The 24,065-nt window shown below is 63.6% G+C and carries 17 protein-coding genes; 7 read left to right on the top strand and 10 right to left on the bottom strand.

Annotation, left to right across the window (positions count from 1 at the left end):
• Positions 1–224 precede the first annotated feature (224 nt).
• A complete protein-coding gene (locus JQ621_RS02900; protein WP_212232901.1) occupies positions 225–530 on the top strand; it encodes an ETC complex I subunit in 306 nt (101 codons plus the stop codon).
• 46 nt (positions 531–576) lie between these two features.
• Here JQ621_RS02900 and JQ621_RS02895 read toward each other — a convergent pair whose 3' ends face one another.
• From JQ621_RS02895 to JQ621_RS02880, 4 genes are read right to left on the bottom strand one after another with little or no spacing between them, the layout of a single operon-like run.
• On the bottom strand, positions 577–2,028 hold the full coding sequence (locus tag JQ621_RS02895; RefSeq protein WP_212232900.1) for a TULIP family P47-like protein: 1,452 nt from the start codon (positions 2,026–2,028) through the stop codon (positions 577–579).
• A gap of 20 nt (positions 2,029–2,048) precedes the next feature.
• Entirely contained in the window at positions 2,049–3,707 is a 1,659-nt protein-coding gene (locus JQ621_RS02890; RefSeq protein ID WP_212232899.1) for a TULIP family P47-like protein, read from the bottom strand.
• Positions 3,708–3,755: 48 nt separating this feature from the next.
• Positions 3,756–6,059: a TULIP family P47-like protein gene (locus JQ621_RS02885; RefSeq protein WP_212232898.1), complete on the bottom strand. Its 2,304-nt coding sequence runs from the start codon at positions 6,057–6,059 to the stop codon at positions 3,756–3,758.
• Between the two features lie 56 nt (positions 6,060–6,115).
• On the bottom strand, positions 6,116–7,444 hold the full coding sequence (locus JQ621_RS02880) for a TULIP family P47-like protein (protein WP_212232897.1): 1,329 nt from the start codon (positions 7,442–7,444) through the stop codon (positions 6,116–6,118).
• A gap of 212 nt (positions 7,445–7,656) precedes the next feature.
• Between JQ621_RS02880 and JQ621_RS02875 the strand changes: the two genes are divergently transcribed.
• Positions 7,657–8,151 (top strand): Lrp/AsnC family transcriptional regulator, encoded by a 495-nt coding sequence (locus JQ621_RS02875; RefSeq protein WP_212232896.1) that lies wholly within the window; start codon positions 7,657–7,659, stop codon positions 8,149–8,151.
• Between the two features lie 14 nt (positions 8,152–8,165).
• On the opposite strand, the gene JQ621_RS02870 is transcribed toward JQ621_RS02875, so the two are convergent.
• Positions 8,166–12,707 carry an autotransporter domain-containing protein gene (locus tag JQ621_RS02870; protein WP_212232895.1) on the bottom strand — a complete coding sequence of 1,514 codons (4,542 nt, stop codon included), beginning with the start codon at positions 12,705–12,707 and terminating at the stop codon, positions 8,166–8,168.
• 173 nt (positions 12,708–12,880) lie between these two features.
• Positions 12,881–13,909 (bottom strand): AraC family transcriptional regulator, encoded by a 1,029-nt coding sequence (locus JQ621_RS02865; RefSeq protein WP_212232894.1) that lies wholly within the window; start codon positions 13,907–13,909, stop codon positions 12,881–12,883.
• A 114-nt stretch (positions 13,910–14,023) separates the two neighbouring features.
• Here JQ621_RS02865 and JQ621_RS02860 point away from each other — a divergent pair, with 114 nt between their 5' ends.
• The 4 genes from JQ621_RS02860 to JQ621_RS02845 are packed head-to-tail and all read left to right on the top strand — an operon-like array spanning position 14,024 to position 19,800.
• Entirely contained in the window at positions 14,024–15,196 is a 1,173-nt protein-coding gene (locus JQ621_RS02860; protein ID WP_212232893.1) for an isovaleryl-CoA dehydrogenase, read from the top strand.
• A gap of 35 nt (positions 15,197–15,231) precedes the next feature.
• Positions 15,232–16,836, top strand: coding sequence for a carboxyl transferase domain-containing protein (locus JQ621_RS02855; protein ID WP_212232892.1), 1,605 nt, complete (start codon positions 15,232–15,234; stop codon positions 16,834–16,836).
• Positions 16,837–16,841: 5 nt separating this feature from the next.
• On the top strand, positions 16,842–18,857 hold the full coding sequence (locus JQ621_RS02850) for an acetyl-CoA carboxylase biotin carboxylase subunit (RefSeq protein WP_212232891.1): 2,016 nt from the start codon (positions 16,842–16,844) through the stop codon (positions 18,855–18,857).
• Positions 18,858–18,873: 16 nt separating this feature from the next.
• A complete protein-coding gene (locus JQ621_RS02845) occupies positions 18,874–19,800 on the top strand; it encodes a hydroxymethylglutaryl-CoA lyase (protein ID WP_212232890.1) in 927 nt (308 codons plus the stop codon).
• An 88-nt stretch (positions 19,801–19,888) separates the two neighbouring features.
• Here the strand turns inward: JQ621_RS02845 and JQ621_RS02840 are convergent, their stop codons facing one another.
• The 3 genes from JQ621_RS02840 to JQ621_RS02830 are packed head-to-tail and all read right to left on the bottom strand — an operon-like array spanning position 19,889 to position 22,817.
• A complete protein-coding gene (locus tag JQ621_RS02840; RefSeq protein ID WP_212232889.1) occupies positions 19,889–21,247 on the bottom strand; it encodes a TRAP transporter large permease in 1,359 nt (452 codons plus the stop codon).
• Positions 21,244–21,798, bottom strand: coding sequence for a TRAP transporter small permease (locus tag JQ621_RS02835; RefSeq protein WP_212232888.1), 555 nt, complete (start codon positions 21,796–21,798; stop codon positions 21,244–21,246). The genes JQ621_RS02840 and JQ621_RS02835 overlap by 4 nt, the downstream gene beginning before the upstream one ends.
• Positions 21,795–22,817: a TRAP transporter substrate-binding protein gene (locus tag JQ621_RS02830; protein WP_212232887.1), complete on the bottom strand. Its 1,023-nt coding sequence runs from the start codon at positions 22,815–22,817 to the stop codon at positions 21,795–21,797. The genes JQ621_RS02835 and JQ621_RS02830 overlap by 4 nt, the downstream gene beginning before the upstream one ends.
• Before the next feature lie 354 nt (positions 22,818–23,171).
• On the opposite strand from JQ621_RS02830, the gene JQ621_RS02825 reads away from it, so the two are divergent.
• Positions 23,172–23,414, top strand: a complete 243-nt coding sequence (locus JQ621_RS02825; protein ID WP_212232886.1) for a pentapeptide MXKDX repeat protein — start codon at positions 23,172–23,174, stop codon at positions 23,412–23,414.
• A gap of 160 nt (positions 23,415–23,574) precedes the next feature.
• On the opposite strand, the gene JQ621_RS02820 is transcribed toward JQ621_RS02825, so the two are convergent.
• Positions 23,575–23,922, bottom strand: coding sequence for a DUF6481 family protein (locus tag JQ621_RS02820; protein ID WP_212232885.1), 348 nt, complete (start codon positions 23,920–23,922; stop codon positions 23,575–23,577).
• Between the last annotated feature and the right edge of the window lie 143 nt (positions 23,923–24,065).

Below are 24,065 nucleotides of genomic sequence, written 5' to 3'. Positions count from 1 at the left end.
CGGATGTTGCCAAGATTTGGCCGCCGGGCGGGATTCCCGGGCGGAAAGTGGGTACGCAATTGTCACAGTGCAGCATAATGACTATACCCGTCGGTGAGGGACCCGGGGAGGGCCGGAATCACCGATCAGTTCCCGAAGGTGTCTCTATACTATGCCTGCGGTTTGCACCAATCGCTACCGTGGCGCATTCAAATCGAACGAAAGACGAAGAGGCCGGACCGCCAATGACCGCACGCATTTTCAAGCCCGCCAAGAACGCGATGCAATCCGGCCGGTCCAAGACCAAGGAATGGCAGCTCGATTACGAGCCGGAGCAGCCCCGTTCGGTCGAGCCGCTGATGGGCTGGACCTCGTCCGGTGACATGAAGCAGCAGATCTCCCTGCGCTTCCACACCAAGGACGAGGCGGTCGCCTATTGCGAGCGCAAGGGCATTGCCTACCAGGTCATCGAGCCCAAGGAATCCCTGCACCGCCAGATCGCCTACGCCGACAATTTCTCCTTCCGCCGCGGCGAGCCCTGGACGCACTGAGCGGGATCCCCGGGGGGGCTGGCTTGATGACGGCCCATGCCGGGGGTCAGTTCCAGACGCCGCCCAGCTGCAAGGATTCGCTCATTCCCACGCTCTTCAGCGTGAAGTCCCTGGTATCGGTCCACACGATCGGCGCTGTGAAATTGTCGCGCAGATCGCCGAGGCCCGGCGCATCGCCGCTTTTTGATATCTGGATGTTCTTGATCTCGTACTGGCCGACCGCAATGCCGACGAGGACAACGCTGATGACCAGCGATACCGCAGGGTCGACAGCCAGCATCACGATCGCCAGCACGATCGCGATGACCGTCAGGATGGTCTGAAGGATCACGATTCCCGGACTCGCGCGCGAGCCCTGCGTCTTTACCGGCTGTCGCGATTGCGTATAGACTAATGCCGGCTCGCCGCTGCTGTTCGTTCCAAGGCCGATCTTGTAGTAGTAGGTCGAGGTGCAGGTTGCATATATTCCAAGCGACACTTCGACTTCGATGTGGGTGTCGATCTTCATCTCGTCACCCATGATTTCCAGAGAGAAGCTCGTCATCACGGGCGTATAGGTGTCGCCTTGCTTCGTCGTGATGTCAGGCAGCATCGCCGTCACGCCCGATTTGAGCGAGAGCAACTGGCCGGATGAATCGACCTCGAGATCGTTCGGATCGAGCTTTGGCCATACGCTCGTCATCGACGGCCTGGCGATATCTTCGAGCACCCGGCGTGGGCTGATGAGGAAGGCGGCCGAGCAATTGGCCGGAATGGCGAAGGCGCTGATCTGCTGTTCGTCCGGGACCGGGTCGCCGGATGTCATGCAGAGAATGCCGAGATAGGCCGAGCTCTTGTCGATCTTGTCGACGACGGCGTAGTTCGTCACATGCGGCTTGCAGAAGGCCCATTTGCCCGTCGCCATCCTGTCGTTGAGGTCGACGATCGCGAAGACATGCGCGAAATCCTGAAGATTGTCACCGCACCACTCAAGGAAGGCAGCTTCCACGCTGGTTTTCATCCCCGGTAGCGAAAGCGGTTTTGCGAACGTCATGGTGACGAAGGTAACGACCGGATCGCTGGCGTCGTTGCTGACGATGCGGGTGAGGAGGAGTTGCCGCCTGGTGCCGGCCGGCGGCGGCGGCAAAAGGTTGCCGTCGGCGTCATAGAGTGGTGTCGTGCCGTCATGGGGCAGGAAATTCAGCTTCACCTCGATCACGCCGACGAATTCGGCGCAGGTGAAGCTGTGGCTTTGTCCCCCGGTGTCGACGTAGCTTCCGGCGAGGTTCTTCATCGGGAGCGCCATACGCACGATCGGGCCGTCACCCTCCGGGATGACCTGCCAGTCGTCGAAATCGGCCTGCATCTGGAAAGCACTTGACGTGGTGCTCTTGTAGTCGAGCTTTGCGGGCGAGACCTTGTTCGTGGCAATCGCCTGGTTGACCCGCTCGATCGGGATCGCGAACACGGTGTCCCAGCCGAAAGTGGGCGTCGTCGTGGGGTGCGCGGCAGTCGTCATGTCGTCCTCCCATGCACCTTCTATTTCACGTCAAGCTTGCCATAGAGCAGGAGGCTCTGGGCGAGCTCGACGCCGTTGAGCGTCCAATTGTCCGCTCCCGTCCATTTCGAGGCGCCGAGCACGTTGGCCATGAATTGATCGAGCGCCGGCACGTCATCCAGCTTCCAGTCCCCGTTCTGCTCCAGCTGGTTGATGCCCATCGCGACCCCGGACAGCGCCGAGATCATGCCGCTTCCAAGCGTCAGTCGGTTGACCAGTGTGGCGAGCCTCGCGTCTGCGGGGAGGTTGGCGGACATGGCGGCGGCTGCGGCCAGATTGTCAGATCCGGAGACGGCGGCACTCGACAGCTCAGCAGCTTCATCTGCACTGAGCGCAAGCTCAGCGCCCGTTCCTGCGACCTGCGCAACCTTCGCCGCGATGGCACTGCCGAGCTTCCAGATGCCCTGGCCGGCGGAGTAGAGCCCCTTGCCGAGAGGCAGGATCGAAAACGCGATGGTGACGATGAGCATGGTGCGATCGAAGTCCTGGGCCGCCTGGTCGGGCATCACGCTGATGGTCGGTTTGTCGACGATTTTCGGCGTCACGATGCCCGCCGACGTCGTCATCGTCGGGAAATTCGGCGTCAGGACCCGTTGGCCCTTCGAGTTCGTGCCGAGGCCGAGGGTGTAATATTGTGTGAAGCCGATGGTGACGATGTCGTTGCCCACCATCAGCTTGTGCTTGAAGGTCATGCCGGTGAATTCGAGTTCGAGCTGATCCTCGACGACCCGCATCCGGAAATTGCCCTTCGGGATCCGCGGCGAGACGATCGTGCCGTCTTCCAGCTTCACGTTCTGCCAGATCAGATCCTTGTTGTTGGTGAGAATGAGATCGTCGCCGATGATGTCGAAGTCGGCGACGTCGGAGCCCTGAAGCACCGCTTTCGCGCCGGGCAGGAGCACGTGCTGGACCAGCTTTTCGCCGCTGATGGCGAGGACCGCGTTGCTGCCCGTCGGCAGATTTTTGACGACATTGACATTGATCTGCTGCGAGAGCAGCCCAATGGGGTCGCCGTCGGTCGCACACAGGGCCGCGAATGCGCCGAATGTCTTGTTCTTGTTCACGGCCATCGCATACGAGTAGTCGGTCGGCTTGAGCCACTGGAAGTCGCCCTTCGCCGCCGTCTCGCTCAGCATCATGGCATGGAAGATGTGCTTGAACGCGCTGATGTTGGCGTTGAACCAGTCTCCGAAGATGAAGAAGAAGTCGTTGCGCAAGGCCTGCGGCACGATGGCGATAACGGTCACGGCTGGCGCTGCCGGTGTGGAGGTCGGGTCGACCAGCAGGATCTGGGCGGGCTTCGGCTGCGTGGCGGCCGTGTTGTCGCCGAAGTTGCTCGCGGAGTCGTTGATGGTCTGGAGCGCGATCTCGACATAGAGCGTCGCGCCGGCGAGGTCGTGCGATTTGCCATTGCTGTCGATCCCGGTTCCGCTGACGACCGGACAGGCGAACTCGAGCAAAGTGCCCGAGCGGCCCAGCGTCATTTGCCAGGGCCCCCAGGTGCCCTTGATGGCGTTGGTGCCTTGGGTCAGGTCGAATGAGAGCGGATACGTCTTCTGCGCGACGATGGCCGCATTGAGGACGTCAGCCGTCACGACGTTCGCCGTGTCCCACCCCTGAAGGTTGATTTCTTGTCCCATGGCCAGCTCCAATTCCCGGATGTGTTTCGAAACGCCAGAGTGCCGATGTCAGGTAAGGTTGCCGTAGATCAGCAGGCTCCCGGCCAGCCGGGCGTCGACGACGACCCAGTTGTTCGCGGTGCCGGTCCAGTCATAGGCTTGAAAGACGTTGGTCAGGAGCGCCTCGACTGCGAATGCGGCCGGGAGTTTGTCGACCACGCCATCGGCTAGATCCTTAGCGATGGACTTGCTGTAGATGCCCCAGAAGGTACCCGCCGCGGCGCCAGCGATCAGGCCGGCGATTGTCGTTGCGAGTGCAAGCTTGGTCACGAACATGACGCTGCCTGCCGCCATTGCAGCGCCGTTGCCGCAGCATACCAGGGCCCAGTCGGCCGCCGCGGCGTTGAGCGCCTTGGTGGTGTCTTCATACTCGCTGCCTCCCATCCGAACCATGCCCACTCCGGCATTTGCGGCGGCCCTGGCGGCTTGCGAGAGTGCCACGCTGCGGATAAGCCAGGCACCAGAGGAAACTGTTACCATGCCGAGGCTCAGCACCGACATTGCAATGGCGGTCGCTGACATCGCGGTTTGAAAGTCGATGGCGGTCTGGTCGAAACTGACGTTCACGTTGGGATCGATAATGGTCGGCAGGTCGTCCTTGATTGCCTGGGCATCTCCGCTGTCCGGATCGACATTCCTGGCGAGCAGAAAGTTCTTTCCCGTAGCAGAATCTCTCGTGAGCACGAGATACACTTGCTGCTTGAAATCGAGCGTCGCGATCTTGTGCCCAGGCCATGGCCAGCCGGGCGCGTCGAAATGCGCTCCCTTGAACTCGAGTTCGATATAACGGCCGACAACACGTATCTTGAATCCGCCAGCCGGAACCACCGGCGTCACGCTCGATTTGTCGGCGAGCACGATCTCACGCCAGGACAGGTCCTTGTTGTTGCTGATCACGAGTCCCGTGGAGTCGAAGGAGAAGTCCGCTGCTGTGGACCCCACCAGCGTTGTCGTCGCAACATCGAACAGGATCTTCTTCGTGAATCGCTCGCCGCTGAGAGCGAACACCGAATTTGCCCCGCTCGGCATGTTGTCGGCGATGGCGGGATCGATCTGGATGCTGAGCATCGAATCGTCGCGGCCTTCGGTCATGGCGAGCAGCGCAAAAAGGCTCGTCGCGGTGCTCGGCTTGCTCGCCGCATCCGCGACGGCGTATTGCGTATCCGTGGGGTTGAGCCAGGCGAGCTTGCCCGTCGCGAGCGAGGTATTGGCATCGAACGTGTGGAAGATGTTCTCAAATCCCGCGAGGTCATTGTTCAGCACATCAACGAAGGTCAGTGTTGCCTGCTGAAGCTGTGACGTTGTCAACCTACTGCCGCTTGGTGGTGCGACGTTGATGATCACGGCGGCTGGACTGGCAGGCGTGTTGGTGGGATCGACCATCAACGCGGTCCTGTTGCCGGTGACCTGAACGTCCGTCAGCGATATCTGTGCTTCGATGGCGAGACCGTCCAGCGGCAGGGTCGTGAACACCGAGCCGATGATGGTGAAACCTCCAGGCGGCGGGTTCTTCAGGAGCATCTGGCCGAAATTCGCGGTCAGCGAACCGCCCGCGCCGAGGGCGACAGCGGGATACATCGGCGTGCTCGCGCTCGGCGCATAGGTGAAGGCAGGACTGGCACCCGTCACCGGGTTGGCGCCGGTCGCCCCTTGCCACGCACCATCCGGGCCGCGGAACCAGATCTTGCCGGCGTCGAAATCGATGGCGACGCCGACGGTATCTCCGGTTGACCAGGGTTTTGCAGCGCCACCAGGAAACGCCATCGCCACGCCACCAGAGATGGCTTGCCCGTCGCTGCGATAGCCGTAAGCCCCTGATGTCGTGGCCGCAAAGGCCTGTCCTGCTGCGCCGGCTGGCGCAAATCCGATGATCTCACTGCCCGCCGAGGCTTTGCCGACCGTGACCTCGAAATAATACTTGCCGCTCGCGCGACCGACGTCGCCCAGAATGCTCTGGGCTGTGCCTGAAGTCGCCGAATTGCTCACCACGAGGCGAGAGCTATCGAGCGTCAGCGACGTGCCCGCCGTGCCGGCACCGAATCCCGGCATGGTGTTCATCGGGGCGGCGAAAATGGCCGAACCGCTCTTGATGGGGCATTTGACCTGAACGGTCTGGCCGCCTCCGCCGGCAACGAGACTCCACGAATCCCAGCTGCCATCGACCGACGGCTGCGAATTCGGATCGCCTGATAGAAACGAGAATGTAGCCGGCGTCTTGCCCTGGGTCTTGATCGACGCGTTCATGACGTCGAAGGTCGTCACGTTCGCCGTGTCCCAACCCTGCAGCGAAATAGTCGTGGATGTGCTCGCCAAGTGACGCTCCTGTTGATGGAGTTCGATGCAAACGCGCCTGCGCCACCGGCGGCGGATCAGGTATCGATCGTGCAACGCAAGTAGAAAGCCGAGGAAAGCCCGGCGTCCTTGACGGCCCAGCTCTTGGCGCCGGGAAATTCGATGACGTTAGCGGACCAGTTGCTCAGATCGAGCTTGCCGGTGTTGTTGGAGACGGAATTGGCGACCGCGGCACAGACCGACGCGATGACGACGTCGACGATGATCAGCACCAAGGGCCCCACGAAAATCAGGGTCGGTGCGGCGACGACGTAGATCCACCACGGGACATGCGTGGTGTAGTCCGAGGTCGGCGTGCCGTCCTGCGCCATGGTCAGCTTGCCCGAGGCGCTGTCGAAGCTGGACTTCAATTTGACGGTCTCAGTGAACGAGACCGACGAATCCGCGAGCCCCGTGATGTCGAAGGCGCCGAAACCGGAGCACATCATGTTCGCGCCTGATATGCCGATGCCAAAGGACGACAGCACCGGCGTGTAGTCGATCAGTCCGCTGCGCACCGACGGGCAGGTCAAGGCCCCGGAATTCATGATGATGGGGCTGGTGTTCGGGATGCCCAGGTCGCGCATGACGAAGTTGGCGTCGGTCGCCCCGACATAGCTGGCAGGCAGCTTCGGCTTGACCACGTGCTCGAGAAAGACCTGACCCGAAAAACCGATGCAGACATCGTTCTTGCCGTCGCACAGTGACGGGTCGATGGCGCGGGCCAGCTTGCTGGTGTCGGCATTGGAGACCATGCCCAGCAGCGCGAGATAGTCTTGAGATGCAGCACCGCCCTGAACGTAAATGTATGTGGTGTTCTGCGGCGTGAACCAGGATGCCGCGCCGGTTGGCGTCAGGTTGAGTGATGCGAACACATAGGACAGCTTGTCGTTGTTGGCGATCAGGCAGCGCGGGACGCTGTCATGCAAGGCCATGGCGACCACACCGCCGTTCGGCAGCTTGGCGAGAAGGTTGTTGCGATCGGGGGTGACGATGAGGACGCTGCCAGTCTTTGGGTCGTTCGGTTGCGAAGCGACCGATGTGAAGTTGAACTTCAGGTCGTTCACCTTCGCGGAAGCATTGAGCACGAAAGCGAGCTCGATTTCCGCAACGATGACCACGCCGTCGATCTGACCGGATGCGAGCGGCGTGGAAATGGTTCCGGTCCGCACCGGAATCTCGATATGGAGCTTCTTGTCCGATCCACCCGCGACAATGCGCCAGGCATCGAGCTGCGCGTAGATCGTGGTGCCGGCTCCATCGTCGAAAGAGAGGGAGGCGGGCGTGGCTTTGAACTGGAGTTCGAGCAGCTTGTTCAGCGCGCGAGACGAGCACGCGCAGGCAAAATCCCAGCCGTACAAATCCATGCTGAAAAGCTCTTAAATAAAACGCTGGCAGCTTATCGACAAACCATGTCGCGTCAAGGTTGAATGTCTGACGCGGGCAACGAATGAGAGATGCGCGGAATGGTTGCCGCTGGATGTCCGACGGGGCGCCTGCGAGCCCGCTCCAGCCCCTTGGCACGGAATTCGACGCGTGCTTCGTTACCTCATATGACGGGACCATGACGAGGTAGTGTATGGCCGGGCGTGATCAGCTCGACGGCGTCGATCTGAAGATACTAGCTGCGCTCCAGAATGACGGGCGCGTCCGCAACAACGAGCTGGCGCTGCGCGTTGGCGTGTCTGCGCCGAACTGCCTGCGGCGACTCAAATCGCTGTTCAGCCGCGGCGTGATCCGCGCGGTGCGGGCCGTTATCGACGAACGGCTGCTCGGCTATGAGGTGGTGTCGTTTGTCTCGATCCAGCTCGGCAGCCAGGCGCAGCCGGTGCTCGAGGCGTTCGAGAGCTCGATATCGGCGATCCCGCGCATCCAGCAGTGCTGGCGCATCTCGGGCGATATCGACTATCTCCTCAAATGCGTGGCGCCGACCGTCGAGAGCATGCGGCAGCAGCTTCTGCATTTCGCCGCCATGCCGAACGTGAAGAACGTCCGCAGCTTCCCGGTGCTGGGCGTGGCGAAGGACGTGCCGCTGCCGGTGCAGGAGATCACGGCGGCGGCTCCCGCGGGATAGGGGCGTCCCGCGAGCTACCAGGCGTACCGCAGCGCGCCCTTGCCGGCATAGCTTGCGGTGACGTGCGAGAATTCGCCTTCGAATGTGGCGAGGGCCGACCAGCCGTTGCGCCAGGTCATTTCGGCGGATGCGGTCGTCAGCGCGGATTCGCTTGCCTGCGCGGCGCCGTTGACGACGAAGGCCGCACCCGGCAGCGCCTGGAAGGTTGCGGCGATGTTCCGGTCCGGGTTGAAATCATGCGCCCAGGCCAGCCGTCCGCGCAGCGTCAGGAGGCCGGTCGCGAGTGCAAAGGAACGATCGGCGCGGATGCCGAGCTCGGTGCGCACATCGGTCGCGGTCTGGGCGCCATAGGCCAGCGCGAACGCGCTTGCGCCGACGACCGGGGTTTCCGTGTAAGCCGGCAGCCAGAAGGTCGTGAACTGCCCGGCCGCATAGGGCGTGAAACCCGCCCATTTCGTCGCGTAACGATAGCCACCCTCGACCCGTCCCGACAATGCGTTGGCGTTGAACTCGGCGTGCAGCTTGTCGGCCATCGCCATCCGGTCGGTGGTGACATCCTGCCAGCCATAGGCGAGCGCGCCGGCGACATAGGCAGCGCCAGCCGTGTGCCTGACATAGGCGCCGGCCTGGAACAGGTCGGAGCGGCCGGTGCCGGAATTGGCGACCGAGAAGCTGGTGCCGCCGCCTGATAGCGCGAAGCCGGCAATCGTACGTGGTGACAGCAGATAGTCGGCACCTGCGGCCATGCCGAAGATGCGGCTGGTGGCGGCATTCGATCCCGCCGCGGTGTTGCCGTCAGTGGTCTGGGAGCCGCCAAAGCCGGAGGCCCAGACGCTCCAGTGCGGGTCATAGGCCTGCCGCAGCGGCGCCTTGTTGAACACGGCGGCGTAGGCGGCACGCTCGCGCTCGGAGCGTGTCGCGCGGGAGGCGGCGTAAGCGCTGGCCTTGTCGTCCTCCGTATAGGCCGTTGCGGGGGGCGGCGTGGGCGGCGTCTCGCGGCCACCGATGAAGGGATCGAGCAGCGTCGTGATGAACTGGCTCATCGCCTGGAAAGTGGTTTGCTGCGACCCGGTCGCCGCTTCACCCGCGATCTGCGACAGCGCTGCGGGCGACAGCCCGACATAGCTTACGGGAATGGAGCCGTTGGTGTTGAAGAACTGGCTGAGCGCATTGCCGACATTCTGCTGATTGGCGTTGAGATTGCCCGATGCGTTGTAGTTCAGCGATAGCGACAGGACGACGTTGTTGCTATCGCCAGTCAGTGTTCCCACCACGCCGGCGGGCAGATTGTTGACGCCGGCGAAGGTGCCCGTGATGCCCCCGGTCGCGTTGAGGATCAGATAGGACTGCTTGACGAAACTGCTCCCCAGCAGCGCCACGAGGACGTTGCCGCCCAGTGTGGCCGGACCGTTGACATTGACGCGATCCGCCACGCCCGCATTGATCTCGACGAGATAGGCGCCGGCGGTCGCGAAGGCGAGGCTTCCCTGCACCGTTAGCGCGCTGCCGGGATGAGCTGGTGTCAGCAGGCCGCCGGCATTGATATTGACGCTGCCGACCGTGCCGTTGCCGGACAGCGCACCGCCGGCATTGACCGTGACGTTCGAAGTGATCAAGCCGGTGACGCTCAGCATGCCCGCATCGACGATGGTCGGCCCGCTATAATTGCTGGTGCCGGACAGGATGGTCGTGCCCGTGCCTGCCTGGACCACCTGGCCCGGTCCAGAAATGTTGCCGCCATAGATGAAGACGTCCGAGCGGTTGAACGCCAGCGTCTTGCTGGTTGAGGCATCGCAACTTGGATCGCCGGCATTGGAGCAGAAAGTGACGTTGCCGAGCACGCTGCCGCTCGCGCCGCCATTGCCCAGCACCAGCACGCCGCCATTGATGGTGGTCCCGCCGGTGTAGCTGGCATTGCCCGCGATCATCAGCGTGCCCGAGCCGTATTTGATCAGCGGGCGAGACCCGACGGTGCCGTCGGTGAGATAGGAGGCATCGGGCGCGGAGTTGTTGTCGGCGAGTCCGAACTGGAGCACGCTCGCCTGCGGGAAATAGCTTGTGACATCGTAGAGCGCATAGGCGCCGCGGCCGATCGAGGACACGGCCAGCACGTCGACAGTTGGATTGTAAGCCATCTGATAGACGAGCGTGTTGGGAAGGCCCTGGCCGAAGGCGCGCCAATTCGACAACAGGCCCGATGTATCGCTGTCGGCAGCCGTGATCGGGCTTTGCGTGCTCGAGACGATGCAGCCGTTCCGGGCCGAGGTGCAGGACAGGGGCGTGTTCATGCCGCCGACGAGGAGGGCATTGACACCGTTGTTGGCAATGAACTCGACCGAGGTCGGCCTGATGAACCCTTGCGGCAGGTTGCTGGTCAGCGTTGCGAAGGTCGCGGCACCGGTTGCATTGCGCGTGTAGTAGAGATTGCTGGCATCGGCCACGAAGATGCGCGACTGGATGCGGGTGTCGAAAACGATGCCGGTCGGCGTGTCGCCGCTGTAATTGCCGAGCTGCGTCAGCGACCCCGCAGCGTTGGTGGTGCTGAACCAGACTGCGCCGGCACCACCGGTTCCGACGCCGATGGCGATGGCGCGCGTGTCGTTGAACGTGCCGTAGGATATCACGCTGGCGGTGCCCGGAGAGCCAAGATCGGTCAACGTCAAATCGATGCCGGCGGCGCTGATGCCGTTGCTGCCGGTCAAGGGATCCTGCGTCGTGTAGAGGTCGGTTGCTCCGCTGATCGCAATCAGCCGGGGATCAACCTTGTTGAGGACGAATTGCGCGCCGAACGTGGTGTTTGCATTCACAACGTCTCCGCAATATTGGCCGCCATTGCAGGTGATCGGAATGCCGCCGGGATTGCCGGTCGAATTTGGAAACGGGCTGAGAACCTGGCCCTGCTTGTTGACGATCATGCGGCTGACGAAGCCGAGATAATCGATCGTCGAGTAGATCGCGCTCTGGCCGGTCAGCGTGCGGTCGTTGATCGCGATGTTGGTGCCGTCGCCAAGGTTGATGGCGTTGAAGGTCATGCTGCCTGGCGCGGACTGCAGCGATACGCCATTGTCCTGTGACGCGACGCCGAGCCGCTTGCTGTTGGCATCGTAGGCGACGACATAGGACTCGAATGCCGACAGGTTGCCGTTCATTCCCCGCCACGTGCCGCTGCCTTGCGGGTTCGTCAGCCGATAGATGCCACCGTCGCTGCTCAGGATCAGATTGCCGGACTGATCGAAGGTGATCGAGCGCGAGTCGGCATGCGCGGTGTTGGCGTTCGTGAAAGTTGGCGCGGTGCCTTCGAATGTCAGGCTCGTGGCCGTCGATGTATTGCTGCCAGTGTTGTAGTTGAGCCGCCACGCCTGGAGGGTGCAGAGATCGGTGCCGGGTGAGTTATTGCAGCCCGTATGCGCGTCGCCGGTCAGATAGACGATGTTCTTGTTGGTGGGATCGATCGCAAGGTGCAGGTTGACCGGCGTTTGCCCCTCGGAGGGAACGACATTGGGGGCCGCTGTGAGCCGATTCCAGGTGCCGCCCTGGTCGCCTGACAGGAACACGCCGGCGAGAAAGGATGTGTTCGGCGAATGCCGGAGGTCGCTGATTGCGATGGCGAGAGATCCGCTGGGGCCAGCTGCCAGCGTGATGGTGGTCTGATCACCCCCCGCGGTGATGATGCCGGCACTGTTCGCTGCCGTGAAGATGGGTGTCCACGTCGCGCCGGTGTCGTGACTGATATAGACGGCGGTGGCTGCCTTGTTGGCGCCGGTTTTCACGGCGGCATAGATCGTCATGGGATCGCCGGGATCGGCCACCATCGAGGTCACCGCGGCATTCGGCAGGCCCGTGCCGACCTTGCCCGTGATCCGCGAGAAGGTGGCGCCTCCGTCGACGCTGCGGAAAAGCCCGTAGCCGGCTGTGGGGCCAAGCGCATCCTGGGTCTCGAAGGTGGCCGCCAGGATGACGCTGCCACGCGCCAATGCACTCGCGACACTTTCACCGGCAAGCGTTGCACCGCCGAGCGCGCGCCAGGAGGCGCCGCCGTCAGACGTGTAGAGCAGTCCTGTCGTCGGGCCACCGCGGCCGGCAATGTTGAATTGGCTGTATTCACCGTTATCGACGAGGCCGATACCGGCGATGATGGTCTTGCCGCTCGTGTCGGTCGGATCAAGGCTGAGCGAACCGATCGACAATGAGGCCTGATTGTCGGTCAGCGCTTTCCAGCTCGTACCACCGTCTTTCGTGAACCAGATGCCGCCATTCGGCGTGCCGGCGAAATAAGTATTAGCGCCGAGCGCGAAGTCCGGCAGGACGATCTGGACCGCGCCAGATTCCGTGCCGTTCGGAGCGGCGTCTGCGGACTGCACGGCGTAGACCGGGCCGGTCCTCGGCGCAGGTCCCTGCGAATTGAAGGTCTGGTTGACCTGGGTTTGCGATACGGCGGGATCAGCCGCCGCGATGATGCTGATCGCCAGCGAGCAGCCAAGCAGCCAGGCGTTGCGCCGCGAAGCGCAGACATGGACAGGAGCCGCCTGTCCATGGCGGTACGCACTGCACGTCATGATACGCCCCAGACCCGATACGCGGTCGGTCCGGCATTCCCCTTCTTGAAATGCGGTCCATCACGACGCTAGTTCCACCCGATCGGACGGACAATGACACCTCTGGCGGCATGACGCAGTTTGATGCAACCTGTGTCTCGCCAGACACAATTCAAACCGCGGGACGCACAGCATCAGCGATACCGGCCGCGAAACTCGCGCGGGCTGGCGCCGGTCCAGCTGCGAAAGGCGCGCGAAAAGCTCTTCTCGTTGCGGAAGCCGGCGATTTCCGCGATCCGCTTGATCGGCGTGCGGCCGCGCATCAGCTCCTGCTTGGCAAGCTCGAGCTTTGCTTCTTCCTTGAGGTCGCGCAGCGAAGTTGCCTCCTCGCGCAGGCGGCGGTGCATGGTGCGGGTCGAGAGCGCGAGTTCGCTGGCGACATCCTCCGCGCCGAGAATGCGTCCGCGCGCCTCGCGCAGCACACGCCGGACACGCTCGACCAGCAGACGATCGCGACGATAGGGCAGCACGGTCAGCCGCAGCGCACCCTTGAGCATGCTGTCGAGATCGGCGGCGCTGCGGGTCAGCGGCAGCGAAAGATAATGCCTGTCGAAGACGATGCGTGCGCCATCCGCTTCGAAGCGGACGTGCTTGCAGAAGATGGTCGGATAGACCGAGACGTGGCCGGGCTCGGCATAGGGGAATTCCGCTGCGCGCAGCGCGATGGCAGAATCCACAGCCCAGCAGGAGAAGCCGAGCACGTAGCGGAGCAGGGTGACGAGGCAGAATTCACGCAAGGGGCCGAGATCGCGCTGCTCGCGAATGGAGATGGTCGCGGTCTCGCCGCTGACCGTCAGCTCGAAGAGCACATCTTCTGTCAGCAGCCGATGATGCCGGCACCAGCGCTTGAGTGCGACCTCGAGGGTCGGCGCGGTGATGGAGGCGCGGCACAGCATGCCGTAGGTGCCCCACGGCAGCCGTCGGGAAAACCAGCCGAGCGCCTCGTCGTCGAGCTCGCGCATCGCATGGCCCGCCAGGGCCTCGAACTGTGCCGCGGTCACCCGCCCATCGGCCGACTCAACGAGGTCCGCGAGGACTTGCCCCCTGGCCAGCGCCTCGGCCGGATTCCGCCCGTAGCGGGCGTAGGCCGCAACCACGCCGCGGACGAAGGCGGCGGGGGTCACGGCGCGGCGGGGTGTCGCGGTTGCAGATTGAAAGGTCATCGAAAATCCCTCTCGAAAATCCTCGCCAAACTTGGCGGAAAATGCAACCTTTTCGACCGCCAGAACGCCCGGGCAGGGGTACGTTGAGGCCGACAAGATCTAGGAGGAATCGCCTTGAACATCCCGAGCATCGACTTCGATCTGGGCGAAGACATCAGCATGCTGCGCGACACGTTGCGCGCTTTTGTCGAGGCGGAGGTGGCGCCGCGCGCCGCGGAGATCGAGAAGGCCAATCTGTTCCCGGCCGATCTCTGGAAGCGCCTCGGCGACCTCGGCCTGCTCGGCTTGACCGCCCCGGAAGAATATGGCGGCTCCAACATGGGCTATCTCGCCCATATCGTCGCCATGGAGGAGATCTCGCGCGGCTCCGCCGCCGTGGGCCTGTCTTACGGCGCGCATTCCAATCTCTGCGTCAACCAGATCCGCCGCAACGGCAACGACGCGCAGCGCCGGCGCTATCTGCCAAAGCTGATTTCCGGCGAGCATGTCGGCGCACTCGCGATGTCCGAGCCGGGCGCCGGCTCCGACGTCGTCTCGATGAAGCTGCGCGCCGACAAGCGCGGCGACCGCTACGTGCTCAACGGTTCGAAGATGTGGATCACCAATGGCGGCGATGCCGACGTGCTGGTGGTCTATGCCAAGACCGATCCCGAGGCTGGGCCGCGCGGCATGACCGCCTTCCTCATCGAGAAGGGCTTCAAGGGCTTCACCCACGGCCAGCATCTCGACAAGCTCGGCATGCGCGGCTCCAACACCTATCCGCTGTTCTTCGATGATTGCGAGGTGCCGGCGGAGAACGTGCTGGGGCAGGTCGGCGAGGGCGTCAAGGTGCTGATGTCCGGCCTCGACTATGAGCGGGCGGTGCTGTCGGGCGGCCCGCTCGGTATCATGGCGGCGTGCATGGATGCGGTGGTGCCCTACATGCATGAGCGCAAGCAGTTCGGGCAGCCGATCGGCGATTTCCAGCTGATGCAGGGCAAACTCGCCGACATGTATTCGACCTGGCAGGCCACGCGTGCTTATGTCTACGCCGTCGGAAAGGCCTGCGACCGCGGTGGCCACGCGCGCAGCTTGCGCAAGGACGCGGCGGCCGCGATCCTCTACTCCGCGGAGAAGGCGACGTGGATGGCGGGCGAGGCGATCCAGGCGCTCGGCGGTGTCGGCTATACAACCGACTTTCCGGTCGGGCGTCTGTGGCGCGATGCAAAGCTCTACGAGATCGGCGCCGGCACCTCGGAGGTACGTCGCATGCTGATCGGCCGCGAACTGATGTCGGAAACCGCCTGAACCCCCAACCACGTCACGAGAAACGCGGGACCTCAATGCCGCTCCAGTCCAGCATCGATCCATCTTCCCAGGATTTTTCGCGCAACGCCGACGCCATGCGCGGGCTCGTCGCGGATTTGCGCGAGAAGCTCGCGCAAGTCGCCGGCGGCGGCGGCGAGGCTTCGCGCAACCGCCACACGTCACGCGGCAAGATGCTGGCGCGCGAACGCGTCGATCTGCTGGTCGATCCCGGGACGTCGTTCCTGGAGCTGTCGCCGCTGGCGGCCCATGGCCTCTATGGCGGCGACGTGCATTCGGCAAGCATCGTCACCGGCGTCGGACGCATCGCGGGCCGCGAATGCGTGGTCGTCGCCAACGACGCCACCATCAAGGGCGGCACCTACTATCCGATGACGGTGAAGAAGCATCTGCGCGCGCAGGATATCGCGCGGCAGAACAATCTTCCCTGCGTCTACATGGTCGATTCCGGCGGCGCCTTCCTGCCGCTGCAGGACGAGATCTTTCCGGACGAGCGCCATTTCGGCCGGATATTCTTCAATCAGGCGCAGATGTCCTCACAGGGTATCCCGCAGATCGCGATCGTGATGGGGTCCTGCACCGCTGGCGGCGCCTATGTGCCGGCCATGTCGGACGAGAGCATCATCGTCCGCAATCAAGGCACGATCTTCCTCGGCGGGCCGCCGCTGGTGAAGGCCGCGACCGGTGAGGTCGTCAGCGCGGAGGAGCTCGGTGGCGCCGATGTCCATTCGCGGCAATCAGGCGTCACCGACCATTACGCCCAGAACGATGCGCACGCGATCGGTATCGCCCGGCGCATCGTCGGCACGTTGAAGCCCTCCGTGCGGCCGAACCTGAACATGCATCCGCCGCGCGATCCGCTGTTCGCGGCGGAGGAGATTTACGGCGTGGTGCCCGTCGATGGCCGCAAGCCGTTCGACGTGCGCGACATCATCGCGCGTGTGGTTGATGGTTCCGAGTTCGACGAGTTCAAAAAACTCTACGGCACGACGCTGGTGTGCGGCTTCGCCCATATCTGGGGTTATCCGGTCGGCATCATCGCCAATAACGGCATTCTCTTCAGCGAGAGCTCGCTGAAGGGCGCGCATTTCATCGAGCTGTGCTGCCAGCGCGGCATTCCCCTGGTGTTCCTGCAGAACATCACCGGCTTCATGGTTGGCAAGAAATACGAGGCGGGCGGCATCGCGCGTGATGGCGCCAAGCTGGTGACGGCGGTGGCGACGGCCTCGGTGCCGAAATTCACCGTGGTGATCGGCGGCTCCTACGGCGCGGGCAATTACGGCATGTGCGGCCGCGCCTATGCGCCGCGCTTTCTCTGGATGTGGCCGAACGCGCGCATCTCGGTGATGGGCGGCGAGCAGGCCTCGATGGTGCTGAGCCAAGTCCGCCGCGACAATATCGAGGCCAAGGGCGATAGCTGGTCCAGGGAAGAGGAAGACAAGTTCCGCAAGCCGATCCGCGACCAATATGAGAGCCAGGGGCATCCGTATTACGCGACCGCGCGCCTCTGGGACGATGGCGTGATCGATCCGGCCGATACGCGCCTCGTGCTCGGCCTTGGCCTCTCGGCAGCGTCGAATGCGCCGATCGAACCGACCAAGTTCGGCTTGTTCAGGATGTGATGCGAATGGACCGTTCAAAGCTCTACCGCCGTTTTCGCACCCTCCTGATCGCCAACCGCGGCGAGATCGCCTGCCGCGTCATCCGCACCGCGCGCGCCATGGGCCTGCGCACGGTCGCGGTCTATTCGGAGGCCGATCGCGATGCGATGCATGTCGCGCTTGCGGATGAAGCCGTGCTGCTCGGGCCCGCACGGGCCCGCGACAGCTATCTCAATGTCGAGCGGCTGATCGAGGCCGCGCGCAAGACCAGCGCCGAGGCCGTGCATCCCGGCTACGGTTTCCTGTCGGAGAATGCAGACTTCGCGCAGGCCTGTTTCGATGCCGGACTCGTCTTCGTCGGTCCGACGGCCGAGATGATGACCGCCATGGGCTCCAAATCCGGCTCGAAGGCGCTGATGGAGAAGGCCGGCGTGCCGCTGGTGCCCGGCTATCACGGCGATGCGCAAGACGATGCAACGCTGGCGAAGGCGGCCGAGAAGGTTGGCTTCCCCGTGCTGGTAAAGGCCTCCGCCGGCGGCGGCGGACGCGGCATGCGCATCGTGCGTTCGGCGGCCGAGCTTGGCCCTGCGATCGTCAGCGCCAAGCGCGAGGCAAAAGCTGCGTTCAGCGACGACCGCATGCTGATCGAAAAATATGTCGACAATCCCCGCCATATCGAAGTGCAGATCATCGGCGACAGCCACGGCAATCTGCTCTCGCTATTCGAGCGCGAATGCACCTTGCAGCGCCGGCACCAGAAGGTGATCGAGGAAGCACCGTCGCCGACGCTCAACGCTGCCCAGCGCGAGACGGTCTGTGCTGCTGCCCGCAAGGCCGCGGGGGCTGTGAACTACGTCGGGGCCGGTACGATCGAGTTCGTCTCCGACGGCAAGGACGTGTTCTTCATCGAGATGAACACGCGCCTTCAGGTCGAGCATCCCGTGACCGAGCTGATATCGGGCATCGACCTCGTCGAGTGGCAGCTGCGCGTTGCCTTTGGCGAACCGCTGCCGCTCAGGCAGGACGAGATCAAGCTCAATGGCCACGCCGTCGAGGCGCGCATCTACGCGGAAAACCCGACCAAAAATTTCATGCCGTCGGTCGGCAGGATCTCGACCTGGCGGCTGCCGGCCGAGACCGGCGGCCTGCGCATCGACGCCGGCTATCGCGAGGGCGACAGCGTCTCGCCGTATTACGACGCCATGCTCGCCAAGATGATCGCGTGGGCGCCGACGCGGGATGTGGCGATCGATCGGCTGAATCGCGGGCTGGAAGAGTCCGACGTCCGCGGCATCGTCACCAACATCCCGTTCCTGTCGGCGCTGATCATGCATCCCAAGGTGCGGGCGAATGCGATCGACACCGGTTTCATCGAGCGCGAGCTGGCGGCCCTGACCTCGACGGCGGCCGCGCCCGGCGAGCTCGAGCTTTGTGCCGCGGTTGCCGCGATCGTCAATGACGAGCGGCAAGCCGCGCAAGGCGAGGCGAATTCGCCTTTGACGTCTCCCTGGCAGACGTTCGGCTGGCAGCCGGTCGGCCGCCGCAAGCGTAGCTTTGCCTTCCGCGTCGGGCATGGGCCTGAGCAGAAGATCATTCTGAACTACGGTAGCGGGCCAGCGACGCTCGTCGTCGGCGAGCGCGAGTTGACGTTCACGGTTGTGCCAAAGGATGGTGGCTTCGACCTGACGCTGGATGGCGTCAAGTCGTCGGTCGCGGCCGTCATCGACGGTCATGAATTGTATTTGCGCACGCGCAACGGCCGCTTCGACCTGCACTGGGTCGATCCGTTCGGCGGCGAGACCGAGGAGCAGACCGGCGCGGACAGGATCGCGGCGCCCTTGCCGGGCACGGTCGTCGCGGTGCTGGCCGAGGAGGGTGCCAGGCTCGAGAAGGGCGCGCCGATCCTCACGCTGGAAGTGATGAAGATGGAGCAGACGCTGCGGGCCCCCTATGCCGGTGTGCTGAAGTCCATCAGGTGCAAGGTCGGCGACATCGTCCAAGAGGGCATCGAGCTGGCCGTGGTCGAACCTTCGGAAGAATGACTTTGGGGGGAGTGACATGAGCGATCCCGTCCGCATCATCGAGATGGGACCGCGCGACGGTCTCCAGAACGAGAAGACTCCGGTCAGCGTCGAGGCCCGCATCGCCTTTATCGAGGCGCTGGTGGGAGCCGGATTGCACACGGTCGAGGTCGGCGCGTTCGTCTCGCCGAAGGCAATCCCGCAGATGGCAAGCTCGGATGCCGTGCTGCGCGGCGTCAGACATGTCAGGGGCGCCGAATTCCACGTGCTGGTGCCGAACGAGAAGGGCTATGACGCCGCGCGTGCCGCGGGCGCCAAAGTGGTCTCCGTCTTCGCGGCGGCATCGGAAGGCTTTTCCCGCGCCAACATCAATTGCACGGTCGCGGAATCCATCGAGCGGTTTAAGCCGGTGCTGGCACGCGCCAAGGCCGATGGCGTGCCGGTGCGCGGCTATATCTCCTGCGTGCTCGGCTGTCCCTTCGACGGCGAGATCAAGCCGAAGGCCGTCGCCGACCTCGCCGAAGTGCTGTGGGGACTCGGCTGCTACGAGATTTCGCTCGGCGACACCATCGGCGTCGGAACGCCCGCCAAGGCCAAGGAGATGCTGCGCGCGGTTGCCGCCAACATTCCCGCCACGAGACTCGCGATGCATTTCCATGACACCTATGGCCAGGCGCTCGCCAATCTCTATGCGGGCATGGAGGAGGGCGTTCGGGTGATCGACGCTGCCGCTGGCGGCCTGGGCGGCTGTCCCTATGCGCCGGGTGCCACAGGCAACGTCGCGACCGAGGATGTCGTCTACATGCTCGAGGGCATGGGCGTCAGGACCGGGGTCGATATGGACAAGCTGCTGGCAGCGACCAACGAGATGAGCAAGCTGCTCGGTAAACCGCCGGTGAGCCGCGTGGCGTCCGCGCTGAACGCGAAGAAGAAGCGAGCTGCATCGTTGGGCTCGATGCCGTAGGGTGGGCAAAGCGTAGCGTGCCCACCATTCAGAGACGGTGGGCACGGCGGAAGACGCCTTTGCCCACCCTACGGCAGCTTCTATGCCGTTACCTGCTCCCGTCCGGCCCCATCACCAGATCGGGCAACCAGGTTGAAATTTCCGGCACCAAACACAGCAGCAGTACGGCGCCCATCATCAAGAGCACGAAGGGCAGCGTGCCCCAGATCACTTCGCTCAAGGGAATGTCCGGCGCAACGTTGCGAATGACGAAGATGTTGAGGCCGACGGGTGGATGGATCAGGCCCATCTCCATCACGATGGTCATGACGACGCCAAACCAGATGATGTCAAAATTCGCCGCACGGAGCGGCGGCAGGATGATCGGCGCGGTCATCAGGATGATCGAAACCGGCGGCAGAAAGAAGCCGAGCACGACGACCATGACCAGGATGGCGAACAGAAGCCCCCAGCGCGGCAGATGCATTGCGACGACGGATTCGGCGGCCGATTGCGAGATGTGCAGATAGCTCATCACGTAGGAATAGAGCAGCGACATGCCGATGATCATCATCAGCATGGTGGATTCCCGGATCGTCGATTTCATGATCGGGCCGAGGTCTTCCGGCCGCCAGACGCCGTAGATCGCCGCGATCAGCCCGAGCGCCAGGAGGCCGCCAAGACCGGCGGTCTCCGACGGCGTGGCAAAGCCGCCATAGAGCGCCGCCATGACGCCGGTGAGCAGCAGCACGAACGGGAGCACGCGCGGCAGCACGCTGAAGCGTTCGGCGAGCGTGTACTCGTCGCGCGCGAGGATGGCAGCCTCCGGGCCGCCCCTCTTGTAGGCGGCTTCCGCTGCGGCATATTCCCGGCGGAAGCGGTACACCGCATAGAATCCGAACAGCGAGACCAGCAACAGGCCGGGGCCGATGCCGGCGAGGAACAGCCGTCCCAGCGATTTCTCGGCTGCGACCGCGAACAGGATCATGGTGATCGAGGGCGGCAGCAGAATGCCGAGCGTCCCGCCGGCCGCGATGATGCCGGCCGCAAAACCTCCGGAATAGCCGCGCTTGCGCATCTCGGGGATGCCGGCCGAGCCGATCGCAGAGCAAGTTGCTGGCGAGGAGCCCGCCATCGCCGCGAACAGCGCGCAGGCGAACACGTTGGCGACGCCGAGGCCCCCCGGCACGCGATGCAGCCAGGCATGCAGCGCTGAATAGAGATCCTGGCCGGCGCGCGATTTGCCGATCGCTGCGCCCTTCAGGATGAACAGCGGGATCGATAGCAGCGTGATCGAGGCCATCTCCTCGTAGACATTCTGCGTCACCGTATCGAGCGAGGCCGAGGGCATGTAGATGCCCATGAACACGACAGCAACCGCGCCGAGGGCAAACGCAATCGGCATGCCCGAAAACATCACGAGCAGGGTTGCGACGCCGTAAGCGACACCGATGCCGAAAACGCTCATGGACGCTTGGCTCCTGCGAAAGGCAGCGCCAGCTGCACGAGGATCTGGAGGCAGAGCAGGCTCATGCCGATCGCCATCAGGGAATAGGGAATGGCAAGGGGCGGCGACCACATCGAGTTGGAGACCTGGCCGTCGACATAGGCCTCATGCGTCAGCGTCCACGACTTCCAGGCGAAGAATGCGCAGAACAGGAAGGTCACGGCATCGACGATCCAGAGCCGGATTCTGTTCGCGAGCGGCGACAGCAGGCCGACGAAAGCCTCGATGCCGATATGGCCGCGGTTCTGCTGTACGTAGGCTGCGGTCATGAAGGTCGCGCCAACCAGCAGGAACACCGCGGCCTCGTCCTGCCAGTAATTGGCGGCCTTGAACAAGGCACGACTGAGCACGCTGTAGCTCAGGATGGCGCAGGCCGCGACCAGCGCCAGCGCCGCGAATACCACGATGATGCGGTTGAGGATGGCAAGGCCGCTATCGAGCGCCGCCGCAAGGCCGGTCCCTGCGGCAACATTCGCCTGGCCGTCACGATCCGGAAGCGGACCGTGGCTCATGCAGAGACGTCGGAGGCGAGCTTGAGCAGGTTCGCGGCGGTCGTGGTCTTGGCGCCGTAATCCTTCCAGGCGGTGTCGCGGGCGATGTCGCGCCACTTGCCGACGGTCGCGGCATCGAGCGCCGAGACCTTGGCGCCGGCTTTCTCGTAGACCTTGGCGACCTCGACGTCGTCGTCCTGGGCGCCCTTGCGGCCGAAGGCCTCGAGCTCTTCGCCGACGGCGAGGAGGATGTCCTGCTGGTTTTTCGGCAGCTTGTCGAAGATCGCCTTCGACATCATCAGCGGCTCGAGCATGAACCAGTAGGATGCGCCCGCGCCCGAGGTCAGCGACTTCGCAACCTCCTCGAGGCGGAACGATATCAGGCTGGTGGAGGAGGTGATGCCGGCATCGCAGGCACCGGTCTGCATGGCCGCGTAGATTTCGTTCGAGGGCACCGACAGCACCGAGGCACCGGCGGTCTGCAGCACCATGTCCATCTCGCGCGAGCCGCCGCGCACCTTCATGCCCTTGGCATCCTCCGGCGCCACGATCGGCTTGGAGCGGCTTGCAACGCCGCCGGCCTGCCACACCCACGAGAGCAGGATGATGCCCTTGTCGGCGAGGAAGTCGGAGAGCGCCTTGCCCACCGGCTCTTTCTTCCAGCGCATGCCCTGGTCGTAGGTCGTGACGAGGCCCGGCATTAGGCCGATATTGGTCTCGGGCAATTCGCCGCCGGCATAGGGCATCGGGTAGAGCGAGATGTCGAGCGCGCCCTTGCGCATCGCGGAGAACTGCGCGTTGGTCTTGATCAGCGAGGAATTCGGGTAGATTTCGGCGGCAATGTCACCATTGCTGCGCTTGGCAATCTCGGCGGCAAACATGCGGCAGAGCCGGTCGCGGAAATCGCCCTTGTCGATGGTGCCACCAGGGAATTGGTGCGAGATCTTCAGCGTGGTCGCGGCGTGCGCGGTGCCAGTGCCGAAACGAAGAATGGCGGGTGCTGCGACAGCGGTCGCGAGCAGATGACGACGCGTGAACATGGACAATCCCCTTGGACGCTTCTTGAACGACTCTTCGACGTGTTCTTGTTGACGTGATCTCGTCGGGTCATGAGACCGGAGCGGAGGCCCATCCTAACCGGTCTTTCACCCCAACATCTCTAGTCTGTTAGTTCGAGAATGATTGCCGCGGCAAGGGTTTGCGTTGCTGCGCTGCACGCGGCGGGCCGAATTGTTCCCGTCGTTAACGCTGTCGGTCAGGAGGCGATCGCCCGGGGCACGCGGCGGTCAGCGAAAAAATCCGCAACGCCGCGTAACAAGCGCGGATGCCGATCCGTCGAGATTGTGTAGCGGCACAAGTCGCTGACAAACATCACCTCGAAGGGAAGATTTCTCATGACCATTCGCACCCGCATCGTGCTCGGCGTCTCCGCTGCCGCTCTCTCGCTTGGCCTCGCGCTGTCGCCGGCCGCTTTTGCCCAGGACAAGATGGGCAAGGATGACGGCATGAAGAAGGACACGATGTCCAAGGACGGCATGAAGAAGGACACCATGTCCAAGGACGACGGCATGAAGAAGGACGACGGAATGAAGAAGGACGGCATGAAGAAAGACGACGGGATGATGAAGAAGAACTGATTCTTCGACCGTTATGCCGGGTGCCTCAACGAGGCGAGCCCGGCATGCGCTCGGCCAGTTCCCGCCTGGAATCCGTCGTCGGGTCGCGCGTTCGCGCGGACCCGGCCATCCGTCATGGTTTGACCTGAAGCAGGTGCTTCAGGTCAAATTTTGTTGAAGCTCACTTCCGCTTGTTCTTGCGGGCGGCATAGCGGGCGTCGCGCTTGGCCTTCTGCTCGGCTTCGAGCGCTGCAGCCTTTGCTGCGGCTTCCTCCGCCTCACGCGCGATCCGAGCGGCTTCAAGCGCTGCAGCCTCTTCCTCGCGACGCTTTTGCTCGGCCTTTTCCGCTTCGCGCGCAGCCTTCGCCTCGGCGCGCTTGGCTGCGAGTGCCTCGCGCTCGGCACGCTTCGCCAACACAGCGGGATCATCGGGCCCGGGCTGCGACTTGAATTTGTTCAAAAGATTCTTGCGCGCTTCCTGCGCCGCCTTCTGCCGGTCTGTGAAGCCTGGTTCCCTAAATCCACTCACGGGCCTTGCCTTCCTCGCTTTCAATCCTACATCGCTGACTGTTGGTACGTCGGCTGGGCACAAGCAGGCGCCACGCGACGCAGAAGCGTGTACATCGCCGAGCGCCGCGAAGCCACCCATAATCGCAGCCGATCAGGTCCACG

Origin of the sequence: Bradyrhizobium manausense (assembly GCF_018129685.1) — a bacterium.
Taxonomy (GTDB): domain Bacteria; phylum Pseudomonadota; class Alphaproteobacteria; order Rhizobiales; family Xanthobacteraceae; genus Bradyrhizobium; species Bradyrhizobium manausense_D.
Note: the sequence above shows the minus strand (reverse complement) of the source record. Positions and strands in the feature narration are given on the sequence as shown.